We start from the raw sequence: 25948 nt of genomic DNA, 5'->3' as shown, positions 1-25948 counted from the left end.
TTCAATTGCGCCAGGCACCCATGGCCGCGAATACCTGCGGCAGATCGGTCTGGTGACTTTCCCGGCTGGCCGAGGCGGCTACCGCCAACAAGGTGCGGCGTTCGTCGTCTGTCCATTCGCGAGGGCGAAGCTCAGCTTGGTGCCGTTCCAGAAATCCGGTGTCGGTGGCGCCGGACTGAAACGCAGGGTGCGCCAGTACCCGTCCCAGGAAATCGGTGTTGACAGTGACACCCAGCATCAAGGTGTCCCGCAGCGCCTGACGCAGGCGAGCAATGGCCAGGTCACGGGTGGCCGCATGGGCAATCAATTTGGCAAGCATGGAATCAAAATCAGCGGTCACTTTGGCACCCTGTGTGACGCCGTTGTCGAAACGGATCCCGGGCCCTTGGGGCTCTCCGAGCATGAGCACCTGGCCGGTGTCAGGGACAAACCCAGCATCCGCATCTTCAGCAAGCACCCGGCATTCGATGGCGCTGCCGTGCCAGCGCACTTGCTCCTGCTTGAGTGGGAGGGGTTCGCCTTGCGCGACACGCAGTTGCCATTCGACGAGGTCAAGGCCGGTCACCATCTCGGTGACGGGATGCTCGACCTGCAGGCGCGTGTTCATTTCGAGGAAGAAAAATTCGCCGCCTGGTGAGACGATACATTCCACCGTACCGGCATTGACGTAGCCAGCGGCGCTGGCCAGCCGTACCGCGGCGTCGCAGATGCGCTGCCGGAGCTCTGGCGCGAGTGTGGGTGCCGGGCTTTCTTCAATGAGCTTTTGAAAGCGCCGCTGGATGGAGCATTCGCGCTCACCCAGATGAATGACCTGTCCATGCGAATCGCCGAACACCTGAACTTCAATATGGCGCGGTTGTTCGACGAAGCGCTCTGCAAGCAAGCGACCGTCGCCAAAATACCTTTCGCTTTCTGCGCGCGCTACCGTAATGGCCTGAGCAAGTGCTTCAGCGCTGCGCACGATCTGCATGCCCTTTCCACCGCCGCCGGCAGCGCCCTTCACGAGCAAGGGAAAGCCCACTTCCGCAGCCCGCTGGGCAAAACTCTCGGGTGCATCCGCTTCGTCGGCCGACGGGGTGACCGGTACGTCATGAAGTTGGGCAAACCGACGGGCTGTGATCTTGTCGCCCATCAGTCGGATGGCCTCCGCCGAAGGCCCGACAAACGTCAGGCCCGCATCGGCCACGGCTTGAGCGAAGCCTGCATTCTCGGAAAGAAAACCGTAGCCCGGATGAATGGCGTCACAGCCGCTTTGCAGGGCAGCGCGAATGAGGGCAGGGCCATTGAGCCAGGCAGACACGGGTGGCTCGCCATGCAACTCCACCGTCTCGTCTGCGACCTTGAGTGCCGGTCCGTGGCGGTCCTTCTCATGCCAGGGCACCACGGTTTCTATGCCCATGCGCTGAGCAGTTCGGGTGATCCGCAGCGCGATTTCTGCACGGTTGGCGATGAACAGTTTCCGGATGGTCATTGGCTTGCTTTCTTGCCGTGGCGAGCTTTGGGCTGGCCTGCCTTGGCGGGTACTGATGAAATCTCAGGCGAGGCCATGACCGCCTGCTCTATCTGATCCAGGCGTGCGCGAACCTCATTGAGCACCTGACCCAGGTGGGCTCTTTCATGCCCATGGGATGCCGGCGCGGGCGCTTGTACGCTGCTGCCTGTCAGTACAGAACCCAGCACCATGGTGGTGTAGCGGTCGGCCATGGCTTCCACGTCCACGGTGCCGCGTCCGAACAGGGTTCCCCACATGCGGTGCTCAATCCCTCCGTAGACCATGGAGCGAAGCAGTTCGACATCGGTGTCTGGTCGCAACTCTCCGTGGGCAATGCCTTCCTCCACCGTGCGCAGCAGGAAGGCGGTGTAGCGAACGTGCAAGTCGTGAAGTACGGACTGAAAGTACTCAGGGCCAGTTCTCACTTCATGCAGCACCAATCGTGAGAGGTTGGGCTCTTCCACATACACACGCAGGTGGCGCCATATGAGAAAGCGCATTCGGCTGCGCACACCTTGCAAGCGGGAAAACTTGTCTTCCAGATCTGCAATCAAGGGCTCGTACATGCCGCGCAATACGGCATTCAGGAGATCGCGCTTGGATGGGTAGTAGGAATAGACCAATCCTTCCACCACGCCCACCTTGGCTGCTATCTCACCGACCGATGAACGGTCAAAGCCTTTTTCCAGAAATACGTCGCGTGCCGCCACCAGGATTTCTGCGGCGCGCCGCATGCGGCGCGGTGTCAATGCGCCAGCGGGTTGGGCAAAGTCAGCAGGCGCTTCGGAGTCTGCCGCTGCAGTTGGAGGCGTTCTTTTTGATAGGGTCATGGCAAAGTATCCAGCACGGAAGCAGCGACTTCGACTTCCAGGTCCAGCAGCATTTGTGCGAATGCCTTACCTTGGGGGTCGTAGCGCAGGGACGCCACACCTCCTCCGCCCAGTGCTCTTTGGAGTACGAAATTGAGAGCATTGAAGCCGGGCAGTTCGTATCTGCGGACTGGCTCCTGAGTGACATGGCCGAAGTAGTTCCCCACCACGTCTTCTGTCAACACGCGCTGGAGTTCTCTGAACGCGGCATCAGATCGCGCCACGATGCCAATATTGGAGGTGTCGCCTTTGTCCCCGCTGCGGCCATGGGCCAACTTCAACAGCGGTACGCGGACGGTGGGTTGGTGGTCTGTAGCCGGCGTAGAGGCTGCGGCGCGGGCCTCGGTAGCCGCGAGCGGTGCGCCTTCGGGCGTCGGGGCTTTGGAAGACTGGCCCCAACGCAAGGCTTCGAAGGGCACAGCTGTGCCATCAAGCTGAATGCGGGGGGTCACCCTCTCTTGTGCAATCAGGAAGGAAAACAGACGCACCACGGGCGAAGGGCTGGGCCTGCCTGCAGCAAAGCCGGTGATGCCCTGCGCCATGGCGGTGGCAGAAGGTGCAAACTCGCGCGCCAGCAGATCGACTGCCGCGCGTTGGGGGTGTTTGGCCGCAATCTTGAGCACCACTTCGCGAACATCGCCTGTACGTGCATGCGGACCGTAGGTGGCTTCTGATCCAAGCGCTTCCAGGCTGGTTTCGGTGAAGCCGGATACACCTCGCTCGGCCAGCAGACGAGAGCAGCGCTTCAAAATAGACTCTCCCACGCGGCGAGCCTTGTCGGCCGCGTCGCGGCCACCGATCATCAAGGTGCCCAGCACTCGCCAGCCGTCGTTCCAGGTGGCGCTGACCTTGTACGTCGACGGCGCCGGTTTGCCGAGCGCACCGCTGACGCGCACACGGTCCGTGCCTTCTTGCGCCAGACGAACCTGGCTGAAGTCGCATGTCACATCCGGCAGAAGATAGTGGCATGGGTCGGCAATTTCATAGACGATCTGCTCTGCCAGAGTGGCAGGCTCCACCAGGCCACCCGTATCGGCTGGCTTGGTGAGAACGAAGCTGGCACCGTCTGCGTCACATTCAGCAATCGGAAAACCCATGTTGTCCCAGCCAGGCACTCGGCGCCAATCGGTAAATATGCCGCCGGTGCACTGGGTGCCGCACTCAATGACGTGTCCGGCCAGGCTTCCGGTGGAGAGTTTGTCCCAATCGTTCCAGGCCCAGCCGAACTCATGAACCAAAGGCCCCAAGGTGACTGCGCTGTCAACCACGCGTCCTGTGATGACCACTTGCGCGCCGGCATCGAGCGCGGCTGCGATGGGCTGGGCGCCAAGGTAGGCATTCACGCTCAGGAAGTCCGCGGGCATGGCTTCCTGTGTGAACATTTCCCGTGTGCCTTCGCTGCGCAGTACTTGCACCTGATCTGCCAGATCGTCCCCCTCCACAACGGCTATGTGCATGGACAGGCCTTGCTCTTGCAGGGCGGCGGCCAGTGCTTGCGCGCAAGCTTGTGGATTGACACCTCCTGCATTGGCTACGACACGGATACCCTGGGCCTTGATTTCGGGCGCGAGACTGGAAATCACCTTCACGAAGTCCGGGGCGTATCCGGCATCCGGTGACTTGGCACGTGCCCGTGCCAGCAGGGACATGGTGATTTCCGCCAGATAGTCAAACACCAGATAGTCGATCTGGCCGCTGCGCACCAATTGCGAAGCGCCGGCTTCAGAGTCGCCCCAGAAGCCGCTGGCACAACCGATGCGCAGAGGCTGCGTCCGGCGAGGAGAAGATGAGGAAGTGGCAGCCATGTCGTTTCCAAATTCACCGGTTGATCCAGTTGGGAGCGCGTTTTTCGCTGAAGGCTCGCATGCCTTCTCTTGCGTCCTCACTTTGCGACATCACCGGCAACACCATCTGCGCAAGATTGAGCGCCTCGTTCAGGCTCATGTCGTTCATGGCCGAAAAAGCGCGGCGGCCCATGCGAAGCGCGACAGGAGAGTTGGCGGAGAGCTTGGTCAGAAGGGCGTCGACTGCGGCGTCCAGTTCGGCAGCGGGAACAGCCTGGCCCAGAATGCCAAATTCCACTGCCTGGCTGGCAGGAAAGCGCTCGGCCAGAAAACACATCTCTTGCAGGCGCCGGCGCGGTATGACGCGCATGAGCAGCGGCAGGATCATCATGGGAAACACGCCCACACGGGCTTCTGTGGTTCCAAACTTGGCGCTGTCCACGCCAATGGCGAAGTCACATGCACAGATCAGGCCTACACCGCCGCCAAAGGCGCTGCCATTGACACGCGCAATGATGGGAAGATTGCAGCGGTCCATGGCGCGGAACAACTCGGCAATGGGGTTGTCGAAGCGCCCTGGATCCAGAGCAAAGGGTGAGCCGTCGGCGCCCGGCTTCAGCTTGCCGCCAGCGCAGAAGGTCTGCGCACCAGCGCCTGTCAATACAATGGCACGAACGCCCTCCATCGCCTCTGCGTCGAGCAGGGCCTGGCGCAATTCGTTCATGACGCTGTCCGTCATGGTGTTGTGCTCAGCAGCACGGTTGATGGTCACGTAGCAGGCCAGGCCTCTCCGCTCCACCAGCACATTCGGAAGATCAGTGCTCAAGATGATGCTCCGGGTTTGGTCTTCGCGAGAGCCTGAGGAGGCTCGTATAAGGGGAAACCGTTGTAGGTGAAGTCCTGCCGCGCAGGCTCCAGGTTCCAGGTATGGCGGGCGGTGGGCACGCCACCATCAACCCGCATCACGGCGCCGCTGATGAAACCAGCTGCAGGCGAGAGCAGGTACACCACGGCAGAAGACAGCTCAGACTCCGTACCGAATCGTTGCAAGGGGACCTTGGAGTGCAGACCACGTAGAAGTTCCTGATAGCTGTCGTCATAGGTGTCGATGCCGGCCGATGCGATCCAGCCAGGGGCGACCGCATTGACGCGCACGCCAGCGTGCCCCCACTCGCAGGCGGCGGTCTCTGTCAGCGTCAGCACCCCTCCACGCGCTGCCCCTGAATGCCCCATGCCGGGTAGTCCGCCCCAGATGTCAGCCAGGATGTTGACGATGCTGCCGCCGTGCTGTTCCATCCATTGCACATAGCATTCGCGCGAGAACAGAAAGGTGCCGTGCAGGTTGTTCCGAACGACGGCATCCCAGCCTTTCAAGCTGATGTCGCGCAATGAAGCAGGGTACTGTCCGCCGGCACAGTTGAACAGGCCGTGAATGGCGCCATGCGCGGCCACGATATCCGCTACGGTCTGGCGCACCGCCTCTTCGTCCCGGATGTCGCAGCTATGGCATGTCACGCGCGCGCTGGCCTCCGGATACGCTTGCAGCAACTCCGCGCGGACGGCCTCCAGCTTCTCCATCTTTCGCCCTACCAAGGCCAACCCAGCCCCCAGGCTGGCAAGCTCATGAGCGGTGCAGCGGCCCAGGCCACTGCCGCCGCCTGTGACCACAACGGTCTGGCCCGCAAACAGGTCAGCTCGGAATACGGAGCGATAGCGCTCGGATCCGGCGGAGGAAGAAGATGAAGAAACTTTCGACATAAGCTTGGCGGTTTAGTAAGCGATGAAGTCCGTCAAAGACCTGACAGTGGCATTTTTGGGATCGGTCTGGAATAGCTTAATCGGCAGCACGGCCTGCGCTTTGGGGTTGTCGAAGGAAACCGGACCCGTCAGGCCACCGGTGTTGTAGTCCTTGAGCTTGTTCAATTGCTCCACCACGCACACGCGGGTGACTTTGGGGCCGCAACGGCGTATGCCTTCGGCCAGCACCTGAGTGCCTACATACCCGCTGACCGTATAGCGGTTGAAGTTGGCATAGTCGTCTGCATTCAGGTGCTGCTTGGCCAAAGCCATGAGCTTGATACCTGCCGGGTCATAGTTGGACGCGTAGTAATCAGGGATCAGGTATTCGAAACCAGAAGGCGCAGCCAGCTTGACCGCCGCAGGCAATTGACCTGCCCAGAGCGTTCCGATGACGGGTTTCATGCCCAGGCGGCGAAACTCTGCCATGACTGCGGCGGACTCCGTCGTCAAGGTGCCCAGGTAGACGGCGGTGATGCCCTTTTCCTTGAGAGACAGCACTTCGGCGGAAAAGTCCTTCGCACCCCGTTTGAACGGGATCTCGGCCACGCTGGTGACGCCATGCTGTTTCACGGCTTTCTGGTAGCCGGCCAGCAATGCTTTTCCGAAGTCATCATCCTGGTAGAGGATGCCGAACTTGCCGCTTTTCTGCCCCAGCTTTTCCACCATGTAGCTGACGGGCACAAAGCCGGCCAGGTCGTAGTCCGGGCCTATCATGAAGACGGTAGGTCGTCGTGGGCTGACCACCGCTGGATTCGGTGCCATGTGCACGATGGTGGGAATCTTGGCTTCTTCAATGGTGGGCAGCATGGCCACCATGTGAGAGCTGCCAGTCGTGCCCGTGAGCGCAAATACCTTTTCGGAGTCAATGAGCTTCTTGACGGCAGTGACCGAACGCGCGGGGACATAGCCGTCGTCTTCATAGATGGCTCGCAGCTTTCGACCATTGATGCCGCCCTTGGCGTTGATCTCGGCAATGGCCAGCTTGGATCCGGCGGCGCCCGCCTTGCCGATCAACGACGCAGGGCCGGACATGGGCTGGACTTCACCCAGGAGAATTTCAGTCGCGGTCACACCCACATCCTGAGCCATGGCGGTGCCCATGCCTGCCGCCAGAGCAATGACTGCGAGCCGAGATAGTCTTGGATTCTTCAACATGCTTGTCTCCTAATTTGTACTGGCCGGGTTGTTCTCGGCTCCGTACCTTGCCACCACAATCCCTGTCTTTACTGAGCCTTGACTCATTGCGACAGGGGCCAATGCACCCAGAAGCGTTTGACCTTGCGCCAGATACCCGCCAGACCTTCCGGCTCCAGGCGAAGAAACGCCAGGATCACGACCCCGTAGAGAAGTCCTTTGATTTCGTAGATGCGGTCGGACAGCAGCGTCGTGAAGCGGTCGCCTGCCAGCGAGAAACCGAAGCTCAGCAGCTCGGGCAGCACCAGAATCAAGGCGGTTCCCAGCAGAGCGCCGTGTACGCGTCCCAAGCCACCCACGATGACCATGGCCAAGGCTTCGATGCTGACCAGAATGCTGAAGGTGTCCACATTGATGTAGCGAGTCTGAAGTGCTACCAACGCACCCGCCACTCCTGTGTAGAAGGCGCAGACCATGAACGCGAGCAGCTTGTATCGCATCAGGCTGATGCCCATGGCACGGGCAGCAATGTCATGGTCGCGGACCGCCAGCCAGGCGCGTCCGATGCGTGAGCGCATGATGTTCAAGGTCAGCAACACAAACAGGACCACCATGGCCAGGGCCACGTAGAAAAATGACACGTCGCTCTTGACCGCATAACCCATCAATACAAGCGGCTCTACGGCCATGCCTTCGGAGCCGCGCGTCAGGCCTTCGGCAAACAGCACCACATGTCGCACGATGAAGGTGAAGGCCAGCGTCGTGATGGCCAGATACAGGCCCTTCAGGCGCAGCGACGGTACTCCCACCACCAGGCTGGCAATGGCCGCGACCAGGCCGGACGCAAAGACCGCCAGCCAGACGGGAAAGTGGTAGTCCGTCGTGAGAATGGCCTGGGCGTAGGCACCAATCAGGAGAAAGCCTGCGTGCGCGAGCGAGATCAGTCCCGTTACGCCGGTCAGAAGATTCAGTCCGAGTATGCCGATGCCCATCACGAAGATGACCGACAGGATGCTCAGGCCGTGCGAGCCGAGCACCACGGGTGCGAAAGCCAGCACCATCAGCCCCGCAATGGCCCAGATCCAGGTGGACTGGTATTGGCTGAGCGCCACCAGGTCGGAATAAGACGTCTTGTAGCTACGTGTACGCATGCGGGGCTCCTAGACTCTTTCAATTTCACGCTGGCCGAACAAGCCGTAGGGCTTGACCATCAGCACCACTATGATCAGAACGAAGCCGGCAATTTCCTTGAGGCCGCGGCCCAGATAGCCGCCCGCCATGTTCTCTGCCACGCCGATCACCAGCCCGCCGAAGGCACCGCCCACGACCGAGTCCAGACCGCCCAGGATGGTGGCGGGGAAGCCGCGAAGGCCCATCTGCGAGACCTCGGGTTCCAGTGCAAACATCAGGCAGAACGCCAGGCCCGCCATCGCAGAGAAGAATGAGGAAAGTGCCCAGGCAATCCCGCTGATGCGATTGACATTGATGCCCATGAGCAATGCAGTCGTCTCGTTATTCGAGGTGGCTCGCATCGCGATGCCCACCCGCGAGTGGCGGAAGAACGCCCACATCACCAGGCATAGCAACGCCATGATGCAGAGAGAGAAAATTTGGCTGGGGTAGAGCGCCATCTCGCCCAGACGGATCACCTCGTCGCCCAGCAGGCGAGGGTAGGGTTGGGGCTCTACGCCCCAGATCAGGATGACGGCCGAGCGAATGACCACCGCCAGGCCTATGGTCACCATGACGCGGGAGAACATGGGCTCGCCCAGCATGGGACGAATGAAGACCCGCTCAATGGCCCAGCCCAGCAGCATGGAGATCGGCAGCATGGCCAGGAAGACGCCCATAAAGCCCAACCCCGGAACCTGTGCCAGGTTGTAGCTGATGTAGGCGGTCATCATCATGACCTCTCCCACCGCAAAGTTCACCATGCCCGTGGCGCGGTAGACCATGGCAAACCCCATGGCGATGAGGCCGTAGAGCGATCCGATCACCAGACCGGACATGAGGAGGTTCAGGAAGTAGCTCATGCGGTGGCCTCCTTGCCATAGATCTGCGCAATTTCGGAAGAGAATTTCTTCTCGATGACGTTCCGCCTTACTTTCATGGTGGCCGTCAGCTCGCCATCGTCGTGGTCCAGTTGCTTGCGCAGGATGACGAACTTGCGAATGTTTTCGACGCGTGAAAAGTGGGCATTGACGTGCTGTACATCCTTGTCAATGAGTTCCCTCACTTGCTCCAGCGAGGCAAGCGATTCGTAGGTGGTATAGGCGATTCCTCGCTCCTGCGCCCATTTGCCCACCGAGTCCAGATCAATCTGAATCAATGCAGCCAGGAAGTGGCGGCCATCGCCCAGCAGGATGGCCTCACTGATATAGAGGCTGTCCTTCAGGGCGTTCTCGATCAGCGTGGGCGTGATGTTCTTGCCGCCGCTGGTGATGAGAATGGCTTTCTTGCGGTCGAGAATCTGCACTTCGCTGGTGGTCGGATCGATCTCCACGATGTCACCCGTGTGCAGCCATCCGCCCTCCAGGGTCTTCTCGCTGGCAGCCTCGTCGTACAGATAGCCGTTGAAGACGATAGGCCCGCGTACCAGCAGTTCGCCATCATCACCCAGACGCTGCTCCACCACCTTGGGAAGCGGCGGGCCGCACCAACCCAGGCGTGCATGGCCATGGCATTGGGCGTGCGTGACGCCGCTGCTCTCGGTCATGCCGTAGACCTGATAGATCGGTAATCCCATCGCCCGGAAGAACAGGATTACGTTGGGCGAGATGGCGGCGCCGCCTGTCATGGCCATCCAGGTTCTGTCCAGGCCCACTGAGGCCAGCAGGTTGCTGAACACCAGCCAGCGCAGCAGCTTGGCCATGGCCGCGTCACGCCAGTTGACGGGTTGGTCCCCATTGGCAATGCTGCGCTCGGCGATGGGTTCAGCGATGGCCAGCGCTTTTCGGAAGCACCGCCGCACCCATGGCCTGGCCTCTTGCGAGGTGATCATGATCTGCTGTTGCAGTTTTTCCCAGATGCGAGGCACGCCAAAGAAGAAGCCAGGGCCGATCTCACGCAGGTTTTGCGTCACCGTGTCGATGGACTCGGCGAAATACACCACGCTGCCGTGCACGAGTTGAGCCACGGGCGACATCAAACGCTCAGCCACGTGGCACAAAGGCAGGTAGCAGACCACCGACATGGAGCGGCCGGCGTATCCCTGTACCAGGCCAACCTGAGTCGCGTTGTGAATGATTCCGCGGTGGGCAATGCGTGCGCCTTTGGGCATTCCTGTCGTGCCCGAGGTATAGACAATGAGGGCATCCTGCTCCGGTTTCAGCGCGTCAAGCGTTGCATCCAGCGAGGCCACTTGCTTGGGATCTCGTGCCAGTTCCCGCCCTTCGGACAAGGCTTGCTCGAACGAGGTCAGTCCTTCGTCCCGGTAGTGGCGCATCCCTTTCATGTCTACGGTCAATACCCGTTGCAGATCAGGCAAGCCTTCTCCTTGTCGCATGGCTTCCAGAACTTTGTCGGTTTGCTCCTGATCGCCGCAAACAGCGAACTTGGCGCGGCAGTGGCGAACGATGTATTGAAGCTCAGGCCAGGGGTTGGTGGGATAGATGCCCACGGTCACTCCCCCCAGAGTCTGGGCGGCCAGATCGGCGTAGAACCAGTCTGGCGTGCCATCGGATGCGATGACCAGCTTGTCGTCCTGGCCAAATCCTTGCGAGCGAAGGTAGAGCGCGAAGGCTTGCACCTTCTCGAAGTACTCGCCCCAGGTGATGCCCACCCACACACCGCGAACCTTTTCTCGCAAGGCGATGCGCTCCGGCGTCAGGCGAGCGCGGTAGCGCAGCAGCCCTGGCAAGGTGGCTTGACCTTGGAGCACGCCGGGCGGAAGCTCGCGATCGGCAGAGTCAGTCACATGGCGGCTCATGGCTGACCCCCTGCGGCGTTCTCCGCCACACCCAGATAAGCAGCCACCACCGCCGGATGGGCAGATACCTCCTGGGGCGTTCCATCGGCAATCTTGCGGCCGAAGTTGAGCACCGCAACGTGATCCGAGATGTCCATGACTATGCCCATGTCGTGTTCGATCATCATCACGGTGATGCCGCGTTCTTCGCGGATATCCAGGATGAACCGCGCAATGTCTTCGGTCTCTTCCTGGTTCATACCTGAGACCATTTCATCCAGCAGCAGCAGGCGAGGGCGCATGGCCAGTGCGCGACCTAGCTCCACCCGCTTTTGCAAGCCGTAGGAGAGCGTGCCCACGGGCACATCTCGAATCGTTTCTATCTCAAGGAATTCCACGATTTCTTCCGCCGCCTCGCGGGCTGCGATCTCTGCTTTCCTGGTGGGACCCCAGAAAAGAGCAGCCCCCAAAATCCCGGTTTTCAGGTGGGTGTGCATGCCGGTGAGAATGTTGTCTATGACCGTTTCATGTTTGAACACGGCCAGGTTCTGAAAGGTGCGGGCCATACCCAGCCGAGGCATGAGGTGTGCTGGCTTGCCAGTGATGTCCTGGCCACCGAAGCGGATCTGCCCGGCACTTGGATGCAGCAGGCAGGAGGCCATGTTGAACAACGTGGTCTTGCCTGCGCCGTTGGGGCCGATCACGCTGTAGATCTGACCGGGCATCACCTTCAGGTCGATTCCGGAGAGCGCGTCCAGTCCACCAAAACGCTTGGAGACGCCGCTGAGTTCGAGTAGGGGGGTCATGACAGCCACCTCTTGCGGCGCTTGTAGTGCTTGACATCACGCATGCTGCGGCGCTGGTCAACGCCAGCGCCCATGCCCAGATAGAACTCCTTGACGTCCTCATTGGAGAGCAGCTTGGACGGCTCACCATCCAGGACCACCCGGCCTCTTTCCATGATGTAGCCGTAGTCAGCGACCGACAGGGCCAGTTGCGCGTTCTGCTCGACCAGCAGCACGGTCATTTTTTGCTCGTCACGCAAGCGGCGGATGGCACCGAATATTTCCGCAATGATCTGAGGTGCCAGGCCTAGAGAGGGCTCGTCCAGCAAGAGCAAGCGGGGGCGCGACATCAGCGCACGGCCTATGGCCACCATTTGCTGTTGGCCGCCGGACAAATATCCTGAAACACGCGAGCGATGCTGCTTGACATCGGGAAACAGCGTGAACACCTGATCCAGGGCCGCATTGATTTCGCCGAGCGGGCGCGAGTAGCCGCCCATGAGCAGGTTCTCTTCAACAGTCAGCTTGTCGAAGAGGCGCCGTCCTTCCGGGACCTGAACGATGCCGCGTCGCACAATTTCGTGCGGGGCCAGGCCGGCCAGAGACGTGCCCTCGTAGGCAATGCTTCCGCCCAGGATTTCCCCGTCTTCAGGGTAGAGAACTCCAGAGATGGATTTAAGCACCGTGGACTTTCCTGCTCCATTGCTCCCGAGCAGCGCCACGATCTGGCCAGCCTGCACCTCGAACGAGGCATCTCGCAAGGCCTCCACGGCGCGGTCGTAGTAGACCTGCAAGTTGGTGATGGTCAACATGGCGGCGCGTTCAAGGCTTGCCGCGGTGATCGACCACGGCAAACGCATTCCAGGCTCGGGCAGCCATCGTGATGAGGCTGCTGCTCTCGGTGAGCCTTTGAGTCAGGCGGAGCGCGGCAGCGTCTGCTTGTGCTCCAGGGTGCTCATGGTCGGGCATCGGTGTCTCCAGTACGTACTCTTTTTATCGGCCGGTTGACGAACCTTGAGAGGCTTTGTGAACCGTTGTCTCCGTGGCAGTGACTTGGACTGCGAGATGGATAGTACGGTCTCAAAATGACAGTGTCAATAAGTTTATGAGTAAGACTCAATTTTCAATTTCATGGTGCTCTTGGATTCTTTCATAGAGAGGGGTACATGTTTATTTGCATGATTTATATGGAATTTAGGGGTAAACACTAGGGATGAGACTCTTCCAAACGCGCCCGATCAAATATCTAATTCAAGGCCTTGATGGAAGTTTTTGAGTCATGGTCAATATTGTGTTTGGGCTTTCCTCACACGCAAACCTCTTGTGGGACTTATGAGCAACGATTCATCCGTGCGTGTAGACCTTGATCAAAGCATCGCCACCATCACGCTCAGCCGGCCGCAGTCATTCAATTCGCTTGACTACGGCACGCTCGAAGCGTTGCGCCAGGCGTTCGAGCAGACCGTGGTGGCTCCGGGTGTTCGTGCCATCGTGCTGCGTGGCGAAGGCCGCTCCTTTTCCGGCGGCGGCGACGTAATGGCCATGCATGACCATGCAGATGACCTGCCAGGCTTTATCGGCCGCATGATCGAGAGCTTTCACGCCACAGTGATGGTGATTTCCAGAGCAAAAGTACCGGTGATCGCCAGCGTGCAGGGGGCGATCGCAGGCGGAGGTATTTCGTTGGCACTGGCGTGTGACCTGGTGCTGGCAGCGCGTGGTACGCGTTTCGTGACCGCGTATGCGCAGCTGGGCGCCTCATCCGATGGGGGCTTAAGTTTCCGTCTGATGCAGCGCGTGGGAAGCGTGCGCGCGTTTGAATTGCTCACGTTGCACGATACGCTCTCTGCAGAACAGGCGCATGAGCTCGGACTCATCAATGCCGTGGTCGATGACGATAGCGCGAATGCCCAGGCGCAGCTCTGGGCACACAAGCTGGCAGCTCTGGCTCCGCAGGCTGTGGCGGAGTTCAAGCAACTGATAACCGTGCAAAGCCGTGATGCCTTGCAGGCTCAGCTTGATCGTGAGATGGCTGCGTTCCAGCGTTGCGCGGGAGGGGAGGATTTCGCAAGAAGAGTCGCCGCTTTTGCGTCACGCGGCGCGACCAGGAGTAAGTCATGAGCAGCAGGTGTCTCCGCAGTCATGGAGCTTCGCTTGCCAGACTCCAAAACTACAGGCTCGTGAGTCCTTCATGCGCTTTCTTTGATCTTTCCCTTTCACCTTTTCAAGTATTCCAATGAACACGACTGCTTCCACCATGAGCGCATCGCAGCGCTTCTCCGGCCTTTCTGACGATGAGCAAGAGATTCTCGATCAAGCTGATCGATTCGCTCGCGCCGAGCTCTATCCCTTGTCTCAACGCATGGACGATGAAGAGTGGTGGCCGCCTGAAGCGTTTGGGAAGATTGGTGCCAATGGCTATTTCGGCATTCCGGTTCCCCAGGAACTGGGTGGTGCCGGCATGGATCTGTTCACCAGTGGGTTGGTCCTGCAAGCGTTCTCCCGCTGGAATCATGCGCTGGCCTTGAGCTGGGTGGCGCACGAGAACCTGTGTCTCTACAACATCTTTCGCAACGCCAATGAAGACATCCGTCAGCGCTACGTGCCTGGCCTGTGCAGCGGCAAGCTCACAGGCGCATTGGGTCTGACAGAACCCGGGGCGGGCTCGGATGCACTGGGCTCCATGGCCACCACGGCGACCTTGGATGGAGATGCTTACGTCCTCAATGGCAGGAAGATCTACATCACCAACGGTCCTGTGGCAGACGTGCTGTTGATCTACGCCAAGACCGACAAGGCGCGTGGTGCCAAAGGGATTTCCGCCTTCATTGTCGAGAAGGATATGCCGGGCTTCGGAGTGGCGCAAAAGCTCATCAAGATGGGCTTCAGAGGCAGTCAGACGGGCGAGCTGGTGTTTGAGAATTGCCGTGTTCCGGCGCGCAATCTGGTGGGTGGGCTGGACGAAGGGGTCAAGGTGGTGATGAGCGGTCTGGATCTGGAGCGCTCCATGATTTCACCGATCTGCCTGGGCATTTGCGAGCGTGCGCTTGAGCTTTCGCTGGACTATGCCCGCACCCGCGTGCAGTTTGGCAAGCCGATTGCGGATTTCCAGATGATCCGCGCCAAGCTTGCGGATATGTACGTCTGGATCGAATCCATGCGTCTGTTTACCTACCAGGCGCTTCGCGCGGCCAACGACTTGGAGATTGGCGGCGGAGGACGGGGCAGCGTGCACAAGATCACAGCCGCATCGGTGATGTACGCCGCCGAGACGATGAACAAAGTCCTGAACGAGGCGGTTCAGATTCACGGTGGCATGGGCTATATGTGGGAGTCCGAGATCAATCGTCTGTACCGGTCCATCAAGCTGCTGGAGATTGGTGCCGGAACGACGGAGGTGCGCAAGATCATCATCAGCGATGAGTTGTTGCGTGGGTGAGCCCGTGCCACGCCGCGTGCTCCTGGTGAGTGCTCACCCGGAGCCGCGCTCCTTTCACGCCGCGCTGCGTGCGACCGCCGTCGAGGAGCTTGAAAGCCAGGGCTGCATCGTGACGGTGTCAGACCTTTACGCCATGCGGTTCAAGGCGACTGTAGATCACAGCGACTTCCCGGCGCCTGACACCCATGAGCCTTTGAACGTTTCCCTGGCGCAGCGCCGCAGCTGGAAAGATGGCAGCCTGGCTGCAGATATTCAAACCGAGCTGAATCACTTGCTCGAAGCCGATCTGCTGCTGCTGATGTTTCCTCTGTGGTGGTTTGGTATGCCCGCCATCCTCAAGGGCTGGATTGATCGGGTGTTTCTGTCTGGAGTTGTCTATAGCCGCTCCGCAGTGTTTGAGTTGGGGCGGCTCGCTGGTAAGACGGCGCTTGTCGCAGTGACCACGGGTGCGCCTTCGCAGGCATATGGGCCGAACTCTCTGAACGGTGAGATGAACGACATTTTGATGCCCCTTCAGAGAGGTGTTCTTGGATTTACGGGCATGCAGGTATTGCCGCCGTTCGTGGGGTATCAGGTGCCTTACGTTGGTGATGAGGGGCGGGCTGACATATTGGCTGAATGGCGGTTGTATTTGCGTGGAATGAATGATCTGGTGCCGTTGGTTATGCCGCGGTTGGCGGATCATGGGGATGCGTTAGGGGTTGGGGTTCGGGCGAATTGAGTTTGATCCTCTCCCTCTTCCTTTGGGAGAGGGTGGGGCGGGGCCGGCCAACCGGGGGCCGGCCATCCGGTGAGGGCACGCCGTGTTAACTCCCTCTCCCCCTGGGGAGAGGGTGGGGGTGAGGGCAAGCGGCGGTTGATTGAATCGCTGCGATTAATAATTACCTTCTGCTCTTGCATTGAGGTCGGAGGCCGGGATGTGCGCCCGGCAGCGCACCTACTTCTTCTTTGCTCCGCCAAAGAAAAGTAGGCAAAAGAAAGGCGGCCCCACTGTCCGTGTCCCTCCGCTACGCTACGGGCAACCTGTGGTGCTCGGTCCAGGGGCGGCGCGGCAGAACTCACTTCTTTCGCTTCGCTCTCTACGTTCAAACAGCTGCCGCAAGCTAGTTCACGAAGCAAGAGCACCTTGCAGTGCTCTTGCCCGCCCCTGGCCCTACGCTCCTCGGCACGGCCAAAGGGGTTGGGAACCTGATTCGGGCCATTGCTTCGCTCGGCCCTACACGTATCAGTCGCAAACGAGCGGTTTTACTCCCTCTCCCGCAAGCGGGCGCCCGGCTAGGGGAGAGGGTGGGGCGGGGCCGGCCAACCGGGGGCCGGCCAACCGGGGGCCGGCCAACCGGTGAGGGCGACGGCGGTTGAGCGTTCGCGGCATTAGTTGGTCCACCGCACCGAGCACATCCCTATCAATTCATCAGCCCTTCCCCGGATACCGCCCGTCGTAGCCCAGCGCCCGCGACATCTGCGCCCCACATTGCCGCACCAGATCAACAAAGCGCTCCACGTTGCGTGCGTAGCGCGTCGTGGGTCCCGCCATGCCTACGGCCGCATAGAGCTTTCCTTCGCTGTCAAACACCGGGGCAGACACTCCGGTAGCGCCTTCTATCGAACCTGCACTGCACACGCAGCCTTCCTCCTGGATCTGGCGAAAAGCCTTCATCAACCCCTCACGGGTGGTGATCGTGTGCGCCGTCACAGGCTCGAATTGAGAAGTCTCCAGATAGCGTTGCTGTTGCTCCGTCGGTGCGAACGCCAACAGGGTCAAGCCGAGAGACGTGGAGTACAGCGGCCTGTGCGCGCCGACGTTGGCTGAGTAGCGCAGCCAGCTGCTGGCTTCGATCACGTCCACGTACACCAGGTGGCGCCAGTTGTCGGCCGGGACGCCCACCATGACCGTTTCCTCGCATGCCTTGTGCAACTGGCTCAACCAGGGCCGCACGTTGCCTGGAAAGCCATCGGTGTGCTGAATTAGGGCCGCCAGGCTGTGTGTCTCTTGCCCAAGGCGGTGGTGACCACTCTCGGAAATGATGTAGCCGCCTGATTCCAGCGAGCGCAGCAGGCTGAAGAGGCTGGTCTTGGGTAGCTGCAATGCCTCGCTGAGCTGGGACAGCGAAAGCCCGTTTCTATGTTTTGCCAATGTCGCAATGACCTGCATGACCCGCAGGGGCGCGCGAGGCGGTGCGGCACGGTCTTCGTCTTCGGAGGATGAGGTGAGCATGGTTCGGGCGGAGATGAAACTGAATTATCTGAGCTTGGTGATTACCCGCAGTCTGGTTGACAGCTTAGTTCATTGGTTCAAATAATTCTTATATGGAAATAGGTATTCTGATATCAGAACAAACCCGATCTGTTCAAGATCCCTCCACCGGTGTGGGTCTTGGAGTCGGCATTTCCTTGCCGTGGGAGCACAGCTTCCCTTGGTTGCGCCAGGCGGAGGTTGAAAAGCCAAGGAGGGCGGTATGAGTGGACCCCTGGCAGGCCTGCGCATCATCGACATGACATCGGTGTTGATGGGGCCCTATGGCACGCAGTGGCTGGGGGACATGGGTGCAGATGTGATCAAGATCGAAGCGCCAGAGGGGGATGTCGTGCGCGGGATCGGGCCGGCACGCACGCCCGGCATGGGCCCCATATTCCTGAATACAAACCGCAGTAAACGCAGCCTTGTGCTGGACGTCAAGCAAGCAGCAGGGCGGGCTGCGCTGTTGCGTCTGGTTGCTGAGGCCGATGTCTTCGTCTACAACGTGCGGCCACAAGCCATGGCGCGCTTGGGCCTGTCTTACGAAGCGCTGCAAGAGGTCAATCCGCGCATCATTTATGCGGGCATGTTTGGCTACGGGCAAGACGGCCCCTATGCAGCCAAGCCGGCCTATGACGATCTGATCCAGGGCGCGTGCACTCTGTCTTCCATGTTTGCACGCGCGAATGGCGGTGATCCGCAGTACGTGCCCGCGGCCATCGTTGACCGCATCACAGGGCTGTCGGCTGTCGCCGCCATCCTCGCTGCTGTTTGTGAGCGCCAAGGGAGCGGAAGCGGGCAGCGCATCGACATTCCGATGTTCGAGACCATGGTCGGTTTCGTGCTGTCAGACCACCTGGGCGGGCTCAGCTTTGAGCCGCCGCTGGATGGCGGTGGCTATGCGCGCCTGCTCTCTCGCAGCCGCAAACCTTATCGAACGCAGGATGGCTTCGTCTGCGCGCTGATCTATACCGACAAGCAATGGCACAGTTTTCTGCGCCTGCTCGGGCGCGAGTCGGAGATGCAAACTGATCCCCGGCTGGCCAATCTCACCACGCGCACTGAACACGTCGATGCCTTGTACGCCGAGGTCGGACGCATCATGAGTACGCGCGGCACGGCGGATTGGTTGGAAAGCTTGAACACGGCCGACATTCCGTCTACCCCCGTCAACACCCTCGACTCGATATTCGAGGACCCACACCTGGTCGCCACCGGTTTCTTCGGCCACGAGGAACACCCAACCGAAGGGCGCTTGCGCACCATGCGGCACGCAGCGACCTGGTCGCGCACCCAGCCGGCCTCAACCCGACCTGCTCCTCGATGTGGGCAGCACAGCGAAGAAGTTTTGAGCAAGGCGGGGTTCGGTGTCGACGAGATCAAAGCCTTGCAAACGCAGGGTGTGCTCGGCTAGCTCCCAAAAACCATCAAGACACGAGAAACACCACAGGAACTCAACGTCCATGTCTTTTGAACTGACCTCCGAGCAACAGGCTATTCGCGAAGCCGTCACCCAGTCATGCGCGCCCTTTGGCGAGGACTACTGGTTGGACCACGACAGCAGTGGTGAGTTTCCGCACGATTTCTACGCGGCCATGGCCAAGGCTGGGTGGCTGGGCATTGCCATTCCTGAGGCTTATGGCGGATCTGGGCTGGGCGTCACCGAAGCCGCATTGATGATGCAGAGCGTGGCCGAGACCGGCGCCTGCATGAGTGGCTGCGGCGCGTTCCATATCAACATCTTTGGCTTGATGCCCCTCGTGGTGTTTGGCAGCGAAGAGCAAAAGCGCCGCCACTTGCCTCCCGTTGTCCAGGGCGAACTCAAGTCGTGCTTCGGTGTGACCGAACCCAACACCGGCCTGAACACGACGCAGCTCAAGACGCGGGCGGTGCGCCAAGGTGACCGCTATGTGGTGCATGGCCAAAAGGTGTGGATCTCTACGGCTCAAGTTGCCGACAAGATTCTGCTGCTCGCGCGCACCACGCCGATAGAAGAGTGCCAAAGCCATAGCCACGGCCTGTCTCTCTTCTACACCGACCTTGACCGAAGCAAGATTGACGTGCGCCTGATCGACAAGATGGGCCGCAAGGCCGTGGACTCCAATGAGTTGTTCATCGATGGCCTTGAAATTCCGTTGGAAGACCGGATTGGCGAGGAGGGGAAGGGCTTCAAGTACATCCTGCACGGCATGAACCCCGAGCGGGTGTTGCTGGGCGCTGAGGCCATCGGCATAGGCCGTGCAGCGCTGCGCAAGGCGGCCGCTTATGCCAACGAACGCATCGTGTTCGATCGTCCCATTGGAAAGAACCAGGGTATTCAACACCCCTTGGCGGCCAACTGGATGGAGCTCGAAGCTGCCGATCTCATGATGCGCAAAGCGGCCTGGCTGTATGACCATGGTCGCGAATGTGGAGCAGAGGCCAACGCCGCTAAATACCTGGGCGCAGAAGCCGGCTTTCATGCCTGCGAGCGGGCCATTCTCACGCATGGTGGATTTGGCTATGCGAAGGAGTACCACGTGGAGCGCTATCTGCGCGAAGTGATGATCGCGCGGATTGCTCCGGTCAGCCGGGAAATGATTCTTTCCTACATCGCCGAGCGCGTGCTGGGCCTGCCTAAATCGTACTGAGTCGGCATGACAGCGCAGACTCTTCGTGCCTTATCGCTGTCGCAACTGGCGCCCACTTCGCACCCCTTGCATCGGCAGCGCCCACGGCATAGCGCGTGAGTGGCCCTTGTGCTTTGAGACTTGAGCTTGGTTCCAACGAAATCTATTCAGGAGACACATGTTGACGACATCAGGAATGCTGCAGGACAAAGTGGTGGTGGTGACCGGCGCGGGCAATGGCATTGGGCGAGCGATCGCGTTGGCCATGGCAGCTCAGGGCGCTGCAGTGGTGGTCAATGACATAGGGACCGGTTTGACGGGGGACGGCCTCGACGATGCACCCGGTCAACGGGTGGTGCAGGAAATCCAGGCGGCTGGAGGGCGCGCGGTGGCCAGCAAAGACAGCGTGGCAGAGGCCAGTTCGGCTGAACGCATTGTGCAAACTGCCGTAGATCATTTCGGCCGCATCGACTGCGTGGTCAATAACGCCGGCATTCTGCGCGACCGGATTTTCCACAACATGAGTGTGGCGGACTGGGAGGCCGTCATGCAGGTGCATTTGCATGGCGCCTTCTACATGAGCCGTGCGGCTGCCAGGCACTTCAAAGAACAGCAATCGGGCGCTCTGGTTCACATGACTTCCACGTCCGGCTTGATCGGCAACATGGGTCAGGCGAACTACGCGGCTGCCAAGCTCGGCATTGTGGCGCTCTCCAAATCGATTGCATTGGACATGGAACGCTTCAACGTGCGCTCCAACTGCATTTCTCCATTTGCCTGGAGCCGCATGACAGGCTCGGTGCCCACAGACACGCCAGAGAAAGCCGCCCGTGTTGAAAAGCTCAAGCAAATGACGCCAGAGAAAATTGCCCCAGTGGCGGTTTATCTGGCCAGCGATGCTGCCAAAGACGTCAACGCGCAAGTATTTGCTGTGCGCAATAACGAGATCTTTCTGATGAGCCAGCCAAGGCCTTTGCGCTCGGTGCACCGAGGCGAGGGCTGGACACCTGAGACGGTGGCCGAACACGCCATGCCTGCCTTGCGCTCCAGCTTCGTAGGCGTCGATCGATCCAGTGACGTCTTCACCTGGGATCCGGTATGAATGCGCGCGCCTTGGACGCATCATCGCTTCGAGACCCAGGCCTGCTCGCTTTGATGGCGCCTGCCAGTGTCGCCGTGGTAGGGGCTTCTTCAGACCCCGGGCGCATCGGCGGCCGGCCCATCAACTGGATGCTTCGCGCGGGCTATCAGGGAGAGATCTATCCCATCAACCCGGCGCGGGCAGAGGTCCAGGGGTTGCGCTCCTACGACTCAGTGGCCGCGCTGCCTCACACGCCGGACGCGGCCATCGTGGCCGTTCCGGCGCCTCAAGTAGTGGGTACGTTGGAGGCTCTCGGTGAAAAAGGGGTGCGCGCGGCGGTGGTGTTGAGTTCCGGCTTCGCGGAAGTCCCCGGTGAGGGGGCGGCCCTTCAGCAACAACTGCTCGACACCGCGCGCCGCCATGGCATGCGCATGCTGGGTCCCAATTGCCTCGGCCTCTTCAATGCCAACGTCGGTTGGTATGCAACGTTTACCACGGCTTTCGAAAGTGGATGGCCTCGCGCCGGACGCATTGGTGTGGTCAGCCAGTCCGGGGCTTTCGGCTCTCATCTGGTATGCCTGGCGCGAGACAGGGGCATGGGAACTCCATTTTGTGTGACCACTGGCAACCAGGCCGACATCACGGTGGGGGAGATCATTCACTGGTATGCACAAGACCCCGAAGTCGATGTCATTGCGGCGTACGTGGAGGGCGTGACCCGCGCAGACGTCTTTGTAGAGGCCCTGGCAGCGGCCCAACGCGCACGCAAGCCGGTGGTCATGCTCAAGGTGGGACGAAGCGCCATCGGGCATCGCGCTGCGCAGTCTCATACCGCTTCGGTGGCTGGTAACGACGTCGTCACTGACGCCGTGCTTCGCGAGTTTGGCGTGGCGCGTGTTCGTTCGGTCGATGAACTGCTGGACGTGGCCTATATGGCGGCCCTCAAGACCTATCCTTTACGCAACACGTTGGGGGTGGCCAGCATCAGCGGCGGGGTCGGTGTCCTTATCAGTGACATCGCAGAGGATGAAGGCATGGCCATGCCGCCCATGCCACTCGCGACGCAGAAGCGATTGCTTGAGCTGCTGCCCTATGCCTCTCCAGTCAATCCCGTCGATTGCACGGCTCAGGCGCTGAACGATCCGACCCTGGTGCGTAGCTTTACCCGCGCGATGGTGGAAGAGGGGCAGTACACCTCCGTGCTCAGCTTCTATGCGCAATTGGCGGGCGTTCCACCCGTCGCAGACCGCTTGATGGAAGATCTGGCGGTGCTACGGCAGGAGCACCCCGATCGGCTGTTTGTCGTCTCCGGGACCATGACGCAAGACCGCCAGCGCGCGTATGACGCCTCAGGTCTGGCGGTACTCGAAGACCCGGTGCGGGCTGCCCGTGCGATTGCAGCCATGGGACGGTTGGGCGAAGCGTTTGAGCGAAGCCACTCCAGCTGGCTTCCCGAACCTGCCGTGCTCACTCTGCCCAGGGGCCCGATGTCGGAAGCTCAGGCCAAGCAGTTGCTGGCCGAGCACGGTGTGGACATTGCGCCTGAACAGCTTTGTGCAGATGTTGAGTCGGCAGTCCATGCTGCGCGGTCATTCGGTTGGCCCGTGGTGCTCAAGATCGTCTCGCCCGATATTGCACACAAGACTGAGATGGGCGGTGTGTTGATGGGCGTGGGCGATGAAGAGGCGGTCCGCTCAGGTTTTGATCTGCTCCTGTCGCGCGCCAAGGCTCATGTACCGAATGCTTCCATTGAAGGCGTGCTGGTGGCCAGGCAGATGCAGGGGGGCGTCGAATGCCTGATGGGGATTCAACGTGATCCGGTGTTCGGCCCCATGGCCGTCTTCGGACTTGGTGGCATCTTTGTGGAGTTGTTGAATGACGTCGTGCTTCGACGATGCCCTTTCAATGAAGAGGAAGCTGAACGCATGGTGAGATCCATCCGCTCCGTGGGCGTGCTGGACGGTATGAGAAGTCGCCCACCTGTGGATGTGCCGGCCCTGGCTCGGATGCTCTCGCGCCTGTCTGTGTTTGCACACCACGCCGGCGATCAGTTGGAGAGTGTCGACCTGAATCCGGTGCTGGCCCTGCCGCTCGGCCAGGGAGCCTATGCGCTGGATGCGTTGGTGCAGACCTGTTCAAACCATGGCAAGGAGACCGGAAAATGAAATCCCGCTACGACTTCAGTGACCAAACCGTGTTTGTGTCGGGCGGCACCAACGGCATCAATCTCGGCATTGCAGACGCCTACGCTGCAGCTGGCGCACGCGTGGCCGTCATGAGCCGCAACGCAGAGCGGGTGGCTTCCGCGCAGGTCCACCTGGCACGCCATGGTGGGCAAGTCTCGGGACATACCGGTGATGTCCGGGACTATGCGCGTGTGCAAGAGGTGCTCGGTGCTGTGCACGCCCAATGGGGAGACATTGACGTTCTGGTGTCCGGCGCGGCGGGCAATTTCCTGGCCCCGGCGCTCAAGCTTTCACCCAACGGCTTCAAGGCTGTCGTGGACATTGACCTGATCGGCACGTTTCACGTGCTGCATGCCTCACACCCGTTCCTGAAAAAACCTGGCGCGTCTCTCATCAACATCTCTGCACCCCAGTCTTACAACCCAGCGCCCATGCAAGTCCATGCCTGTGCAGCCAAAGCCGGCATGGACCAGATCATGCGCGTGCTGGCACTGGAGTGGGGCGAGCAGGGCATTCGCGTCAATTCCATCGTGCCGGGTCCGATAGAAGGTACGACGGGCATGGCCAAGCTGGTCTCGGACAGTGCCCGGGCCAGCATGGCCGGACGCGTGCCTTTGCGCAGGCTGGGCGCATTGCAAGACATTGCTGCCATGGCCTTGTTCCTCGGTTCCGAAGATGCGAGCTACATCACGGGCGCGTTGATACCGGTGGACGGCGGCATCTCATTGTTGGGTGCGCGAAATCACGCAGTGGAAGAGACTGTCTCTGCCTCATCGAACGCGGGAGTGTGATCCGTGGACAAGCAAGCTATTCACAGCGAAGTGGCCGACGGCGTGCTGGTGCTGGAGATGCGCATGCCCGAAGTGCGCAACGCCATAGGAGCGGAGATGAAACAGGCGCTGCTGGATCAGGCGCGTCGTTTTGCAGACGACGACAGCCTGAAATGCATGCTGCTGACTGGAAGTGAGGGCGTTTTCTGCGCAGGCGGAGATCTGCGCACCATGCAGGACGATCGCCGCACGGTGAGCGTGCGCCGCCGAATGGCCAAGACGCATGCGAGCATTCGCCTGTTGGCCGAGTGCGAAAAGCCCATCGTGACTGCAGTCAACGGCCCTGCCGTGGGCGCGGGGCTGTCGCTCAGTCTGTTCGGCGATGTAGTGGTCGCGGCTGAAGACGCCTACTTCATGGCGGGGTTTGCCAACGTCGGGGTACTGCCCGATATGGGCCTGCTCTACCACTTGCCGCGCACGGTGGGCCGTGTCCAGGCCAATGATCTCCTATTGACTAACCGTCGCATCGAAGCGCAGGAGGCGTTGTCGCTTGGCCTGGTCAGCAGGGTTTTTCCCCGCGAAGGATTTTTGCAACAAGCCTTGGCCCTGGCACAGCGCATTGCCACGGGACCCACGGTTTCGTTCGGTCTGGCGCGGGCGCTCATGGCGGGTGCCTACAAAGACAGTTTCAGCGAATTCCTGCTGAAGGAAAGCATGGCTCAGGCAGTGGTCTTCGGAACAGAGGACTTCGCCGAGGGCGTCACAGCATTCCAGGAGAAGCGTAAACCGCGTTTTTCTGGACGATAAGGGCGAACACATCGGTCCGCACGCCCTGGATTTTTCTCACTGCGAAACAACCAAGGAGACGATATGCATGCACTGACTCAAGTCTTGCGCGCCGCTGCCACAGCTGTCGGCGCGATGCTGCTGGCCACGGCGGCCTTCGCGAACTATCCAGACAAGCCGATCAAGCTGATCGTGCCCTATGCACCCGGAGGTATTACCGACAACCTGGCGCGCGCACTGGCCGACGGTATTGGCCGCGAGCTCAAGCAAACCATCATCGTGGATAACCGCGCTGGCGCCGGTGCCATGGTGGGCACCGGGGCTGCTGCCCGCTCACCTGCCGATGGCTACACCTTGTTAATGGCTTCCAACGGGAACATGACCGTGACTCCGCTGGTCACCAGGAAGCTGAACTACGACCCGATCCGGGAGTTGCGCGTGATCACCATCGTCGCCGAGGTGCCGACCGTCGTGGTCACCAATCTGCAGACACCCATCACGGATCTTCGTGGCCTGGCGGCATTTGGAAAAGCCAATGAAGGAAAACTCAACTTCGCCTCCCTGGGCCAGGGCAATGTGACTTACCTGACGGGTAAGAAAATTGAATCGGAACTAGGCATACGCATGACCGAGGTGCCTTACAAAGGAAGCGTGCCCGCGCTCACTGCGCTCATGAGCAATGATGTGCAGTTGTATGTGGACGTACTGCCTGGAGCTTTGCCATTCATTCAGGCCGGCAAGCTGAAGGCTCTGGCTGTGCCCATGGATAAACGCATTCAGTGGTTGCCGGATACTCCCACGTTGCAGGAAGCTGGATACTCGAAGTTCCACGCCGCCAGCTGGCTTGGCTTGGCCGTGCCAGCAGGTACACCAGCAGAAGTGGTCACCGCAATCCAACAAGCAAGTGCGCGTTTTGTGCGCGACGAAAAATTCAGGGCCACGTTCACCAAAGCCGGCATTCTCATGATGCCACCCATGGATGCGGCTCAGGTCGACGACTACGTCAAAGCCGATCGCGACCGTTGGGGCGCCCTGATCCGCGAACACAATATTTCAATCGATTGATCGCG

At 60.3% G+C, this 25948-nt stretch carries 23 protein-coding genes; 10 read left to right on the top strand and 13 right to left on the bottom strand.

Features of this window, described 5'->3' with window-relative positions; translation table 11 throughout:
- Position 1 precedes the first annotated feature (1 nt).
- From ABIE13_RS14970 to ABIE13_RS14915, 12 genes are all read right to left on the bottom strand, one after another.
- Positions 2-1471: an acetyl-CoA carboxylase biotin carboxylase subunit gene (locus tag ABIE13_RS14970; protein WP_354444806.1), complete on the bottom strand. Its 1470-nt coding sequence runs from the start codon at positions 1469-1471 to the stop codon at positions 2-4.
- Positions 1468-2322: a TetR/AcrR family transcriptional regulator gene (locus tag ABIE13_RS14965; RefSeq protein ID WP_354444804.1), complete on the bottom strand. Its 855-nt coding sequence runs from the start codon at positions 2320-2322 to the stop codon at positions 1468-1470. The genes ABIE13_RS14970 and ABIE13_RS14965 overlap by 4 nt, the downstream gene beginning before the upstream one ends.
- Positions 2319-4166: an acyclic terpene utilization AtuA family protein gene (locus tag ABIE13_RS14960; RefSeq protein WP_354444802.1), complete on the bottom strand. Its 1848-nt coding sequence runs from the start codon at positions 4164-4166 to the stop codon at positions 2319-2321. The genes ABIE13_RS14965 and ABIE13_RS14960 overlap by 4 nt, the downstream gene beginning before the upstream one ends.
- Positions 4167-4179: 13 nt before the next feature.
- Complete coding sequence (locus ABIE13_RS14955; RefSeq protein ID WP_354444800.1) at positions 4180-4971, bottom strand: enoyl-CoA hydratase-related protein; 792 nt, start codon at positions 4969-4971, stop codon at positions 4180-4182.
- Complete coding sequence (locus ABIE13_RS14950) at positions 4968-5903, bottom strand: SDR family oxidoreductase (protein WP_354444798.1); 936 nt, start codon at positions 5901-5903, stop codon at positions 4968-4970. Before ABIE13_RS14950 ends, ABIE13_RS14955 begins: the two co-directional genes overlap by 4 nt.
- A 12-nt stretch (positions 5904-5915) precedes the next feature.
- A complete protein-coding gene (locus ABIE13_RS14945) occupies positions 5916-7100 on the bottom strand; it encodes an ABC transporter substrate-binding protein (protein ID WP_354444796.1) in 1185 nt (394 codons plus the stop codon).
- Between the two features lie 83 nt (positions 7101-7183).
- Complete coding sequence (locus ABIE13_RS14940; RefSeq protein WP_354444794.1) at positions 7184-8230, bottom strand: branched-chain amino acid ABC transporter permease; 1047 nt, start codon at positions 8228-8230, stop codon at positions 7184-7186.
- 9 nt (positions 8231-8239) lie between these two features.
- Entirely contained in the window at positions 8240-9112 is an 873-nt protein-coding gene (locus tag ABIE13_RS14935; protein WP_354444792.1) for a branched-chain amino acid ABC transporter permease, read from the bottom strand.
- A complete protein-coding gene (locus ABIE13_RS14930) occupies positions 9109-10995 on the bottom strand; it encodes an AMP-dependent synthetase/ligase (protein ID WP_354444790.1) in 1887 nt (628 codons plus the stop codon). Before ABIE13_RS14930 ends, ABIE13_RS14935 begins: the two co-directional genes overlap by 4 nt.
- A gap of 8 nt (positions 10996-11003) precedes the next feature.
- On the bottom strand, positions 11004-11792 hold the full coding sequence (locus ABIE13_RS14925) for an ABC transporter ATP-binding protein (RefSeq protein ID WP_354444788.1): 789 nt from the start codon (positions 11790-11792) through the stop codon (positions 11004-11006).
- Positions 11789-12583: an ABC transporter ATP-binding protein gene (locus ABIE13_RS14920; protein WP_354444786.1), complete on the bottom strand. Its 795-nt coding sequence runs from the start codon at positions 12581-12583 to the stop codon at positions 11789-11791. Before ABIE13_RS14920 ends, ABIE13_RS14925 begins: the two co-directional genes overlap by 4 nt.
- A gap of 10 nt (positions 12584-12593) precedes the next feature.
- On the bottom strand, positions 12594-12740 hold the full coding sequence (locus tag ABIE13_RS14915) for a hypothetical protein (protein ID WP_354444784.1): 147 nt from the start codon (positions 12738-12740) through the stop codon (positions 12594-12596).
- A gap of 363 nt (positions 12741-13103) precedes the next feature.
- On the opposite strand from ABIE13_RS14915, the gene ABIE13_RS14910 reads away from it, so the two are divergent.
- The 3 genes from ABIE13_RS14910 (at position 13104) to ABIE13_RS14900 (ending at position 15931) form a co-directional block, all read left to right on the top strand.
- Entirely contained in the window at positions 13104-13892 is a 789-nt protein-coding gene (locus ABIE13_RS14910; protein WP_354444782.1) for an enoyl-CoA hydratase/isomerase family protein, read from the top strand.
- A 115-nt stretch (positions 13893-14007) separates the two neighbouring features.
- Entirely contained in the window at positions 14008-15210 is a 1203-nt protein-coding gene (locus ABIE13_RS14905; protein ID WP_354444780.1) for an acyl-CoA dehydrogenase family protein, read from the top strand.
- Positions 15203-15931, top strand: a complete 729-nt coding sequence (locus tag ABIE13_RS14900; protein WP_354444778.1) for an NAD(P)H-dependent oxidoreductase — start codon at positions 15203-15205, stop codon at positions 15929-15931. Before ABIE13_RS14905 ends, ABIE13_RS14900 begins: the two co-directional genes overlap by 8 nt.
- A gap of 690 nt (positions 15932-16621) precedes the next feature.
- On the opposite strand, the gene ABIE13_RS14895 is transcribed toward ABIE13_RS14900, so the two are convergent.
- Positions 16622-17425, bottom strand: coding sequence for an IclR family transcriptional regulator (locus tag ABIE13_RS14895; RefSeq protein WP_354444776.1), 804 nt, complete (start codon positions 17423-17425; stop codon positions 16622-16624).
- A 241-nt stretch (positions 17426-17666) separates the two neighbouring features.
- Here ABIE13_RS14895 and ABIE13_RS14890 point away from each other — a divergent pair, with 241 nt between their 5' ends.
- The 7 genes from ABIE13_RS14890 to ABIE13_RS14860 all read left to right on the top strand — a co-directional run bounded on the left by ABIE13_RS14890 (position 17667) and on the right by ABIE13_RS14860 (position 25943).
- Positions 17667-18860, top strand: a complete 1194-nt coding sequence (locus tag ABIE13_RS14890) for a CaiB/BaiF CoA transferase family protein (RefSeq protein ID WP_354444774.1) — start codon at positions 17667-17669, stop codon at positions 18858-18860.
- 49 nt (positions 18861-18909) lie between these two features.
- Complete coding sequence (locus tag ABIE13_RS14885) at positions 18910-20076, top strand: acyl-CoA dehydrogenase family protein (RefSeq protein ID WP_354444772.1); 1167 nt, start codon at positions 18910-18912, stop codon at positions 20074-20076.
- 175 nt (positions 20077-20251) lie between these two features.
- Positions 20252-21157: an SDR family NAD(P)-dependent oxidoreductase gene (locus tag ABIE13_RS14880; protein WP_354445599.1), complete on the top strand. Its 906-nt coding sequence runs from the start codon at positions 20252-20254 to the stop codon at positions 21155-21157.
- Entirely contained in the window at positions 21154-23301 is a 2148-nt protein-coding gene (locus ABIE13_RS14875; RefSeq protein ID WP_354444770.1) for an acetate--CoA ligase family protein, read from the top strand. The genes ABIE13_RS14880 and ABIE13_RS14875 overlap by 4 nt, the downstream gene beginning before the upstream one ends.
- Positions 23298-24113 (top strand): SDR family oxidoreductase, encoded by an 816-nt coding sequence (locus tag ABIE13_RS14870; protein ID WP_354444768.1) that lies wholly within the window; start codon positions 23298-23300, stop codon positions 24111-24113. Before ABIE13_RS14875 ends, ABIE13_RS14870 begins: the two co-directional genes overlap by 4 nt.
- Positions 24114-24116: 3 nt before the next feature.
- Entirely contained in the window at positions 24117-24899 is a 783-nt protein-coding gene (locus ABIE13_RS14865) for an enoyl-CoA hydratase/isomerase family protein (RefSeq protein WP_354444766.1), read from the top strand.
- Positions 24900-24962: 63 nt separating this feature from the next.
- A complete protein-coding gene (locus ABIE13_RS14860; protein ID WP_354444764.1) occupies positions 24963-25943 on the top strand; it encodes a Bug family tripartite tricarboxylate transporter substrate binding protein in 981 nt (326 codons plus the stop codon).
- Positions 25944-25948: the final 5 nt, after the last annotated feature.

Origin of the sequence: Ottowia thiooxydans (genome assembly GCF_040548795.1) — a bacterium.
GTDB lineage: Bacteria > Pseudomonadota > Gammaproteobacteria > Burkholderiales > Burkholderiaceae_C > Ottowia > Ottowia thiooxydans_A.
The sequence above is the reverse complement of the archived record's forward strand: the minus strand, read 5'-3'. Positions and strand labels throughout refer to the sequence as shown.

Bases quoted from the DNA above. Each gene is read 5' to 3' on its own strand.
- ABIE13_RS14970 (WP_354444806.1), bottom strand. From the start codon at position 1,471: ATGACCATCCGGAAACTGTTCATCGCCAACCGTGCAGAAATCGCGCTG.
- ABIE13_RS14965 (WP_354444804.1), bottom strand. From the start codon at position 2,322: ATGACCCTATCAAAAAGAACGCCTCCAACTGCAGCGGCAGACTCCGAA.
- ABIE13_RS14960 (WP_354444802.1), bottom strand. From the start codon at position 4,166: ATGGCTGCCACTTCCTCATCTTCTCCTCGCCGGACGCAGCCTCTGCGC.
- ABIE13_RS14950 (WP_354444798.1), bottom strand. From the start codon at position 5,903: ATGTCGAAAGTTTCTTCATCTTCTTCCTCCGCCGGATCCGAGCGCTAT.
- ABIE13_RS14945 (WP_354444796.1), bottom strand. From the start codon at position 7,100: ATGTTGAAGAATCCAAGACTATCTCGGCTCGCAGTCATTGCTCTGGCG.
- ABIE13_RS14940 (WP_354444794.1), bottom strand. From the start codon at position 8,230: ATGCGTACACGTAGCTACAAGACGTCTTATTCCGACCTGGTGGCGCTC.
- ABIE13_RS14935 (WP_354444792.1), bottom strand. From the start codon at position 9,112: ATGAGCTACTTCCTGAACCTCCTCATGTCCGGTCTGGTGATCGGATCG.
- ABIE13_RS14925 (WP_354444788.1), bottom strand. From the start codon at position 11,792: ATGACCCCCCTACTCGAACTCAGCGGCGTCTCCAAGCGTTTTGGTGGA.
- ABIE13_RS14920 (WP_354444786.1), bottom strand. From the start codon at position 12,583: ATGTTGACCATCACCAACTTGCAGGTCTACTACGACCGCGCCGTGGAG.
- ABIE13_RS14915 (WP_354444784.1), bottom strand. From the start codon at position 12,740: ATGCCCGACCATGAGCACCCTGGAGCACAAGCAGACGCTGCCGCGCTC.
- ABIE13_RS14910 (WP_354444782.1), top strand. From the start codon at position 13,104: ATGAGCAACGATTCATCCGTGCGTGTAGACCTTGATCAAAGCATCGCC.
- ABIE13_RS14905 (WP_354444780.1), top strand. From the start codon at position 14,008: ATGAACACGACTGCTTCCACCATGAGCGCATCGCAGCGCTTCTCCGGC.
- ABIE13_RS14895 (WP_354444776.1), bottom strand. From the start codon at position 17,425: ATGCTCACCTCATCCTCCGAAGACGAAGACCGTGCCGCACCGCCTCGC.
- ABIE13_RS14890 (WP_354444774.1), top strand. From the start codon at position 17,667: ATGAGTGGACCCCTGGCAGGCCTGCGCATCATCGACATGACATCGGTG.
- ABIE13_RS14885 (WP_354444772.1), top strand. From the start codon at position 18,910: ATGTCTTTTGAACTGACCTCCGAGCAACAGGCTATTCGCGAAGCCGTC.
- ABIE13_RS14880 (WP_354445599.1), top strand. From the start codon at position 20,252: ATGCTGCAGGACAAAGTGGTGGTGGTGACCGGCGCGGGCAATGGCATT.
- ABIE13_RS14875 (WP_354444770.1), top strand. From the start codon at position 21,154: ATGAATGCGCGCGCCTTGGACGCATCATCGCTTCGAGACCCAGGCCTG.
- ABIE13_RS14870 (WP_354444768.1), top strand. From the start codon at position 23,298: ATGAAATCCCGCTACGACTTCAGTGACCAAACCGTGTTTGTGTCGGGC.
- ABIE13_RS14860 (WP_354444764.1), top strand. From the start codon at position 24,963: ATGCATGCACTGACTCAAGTCTTGCGCGCCGCTGCCACAGCTGTCGGC.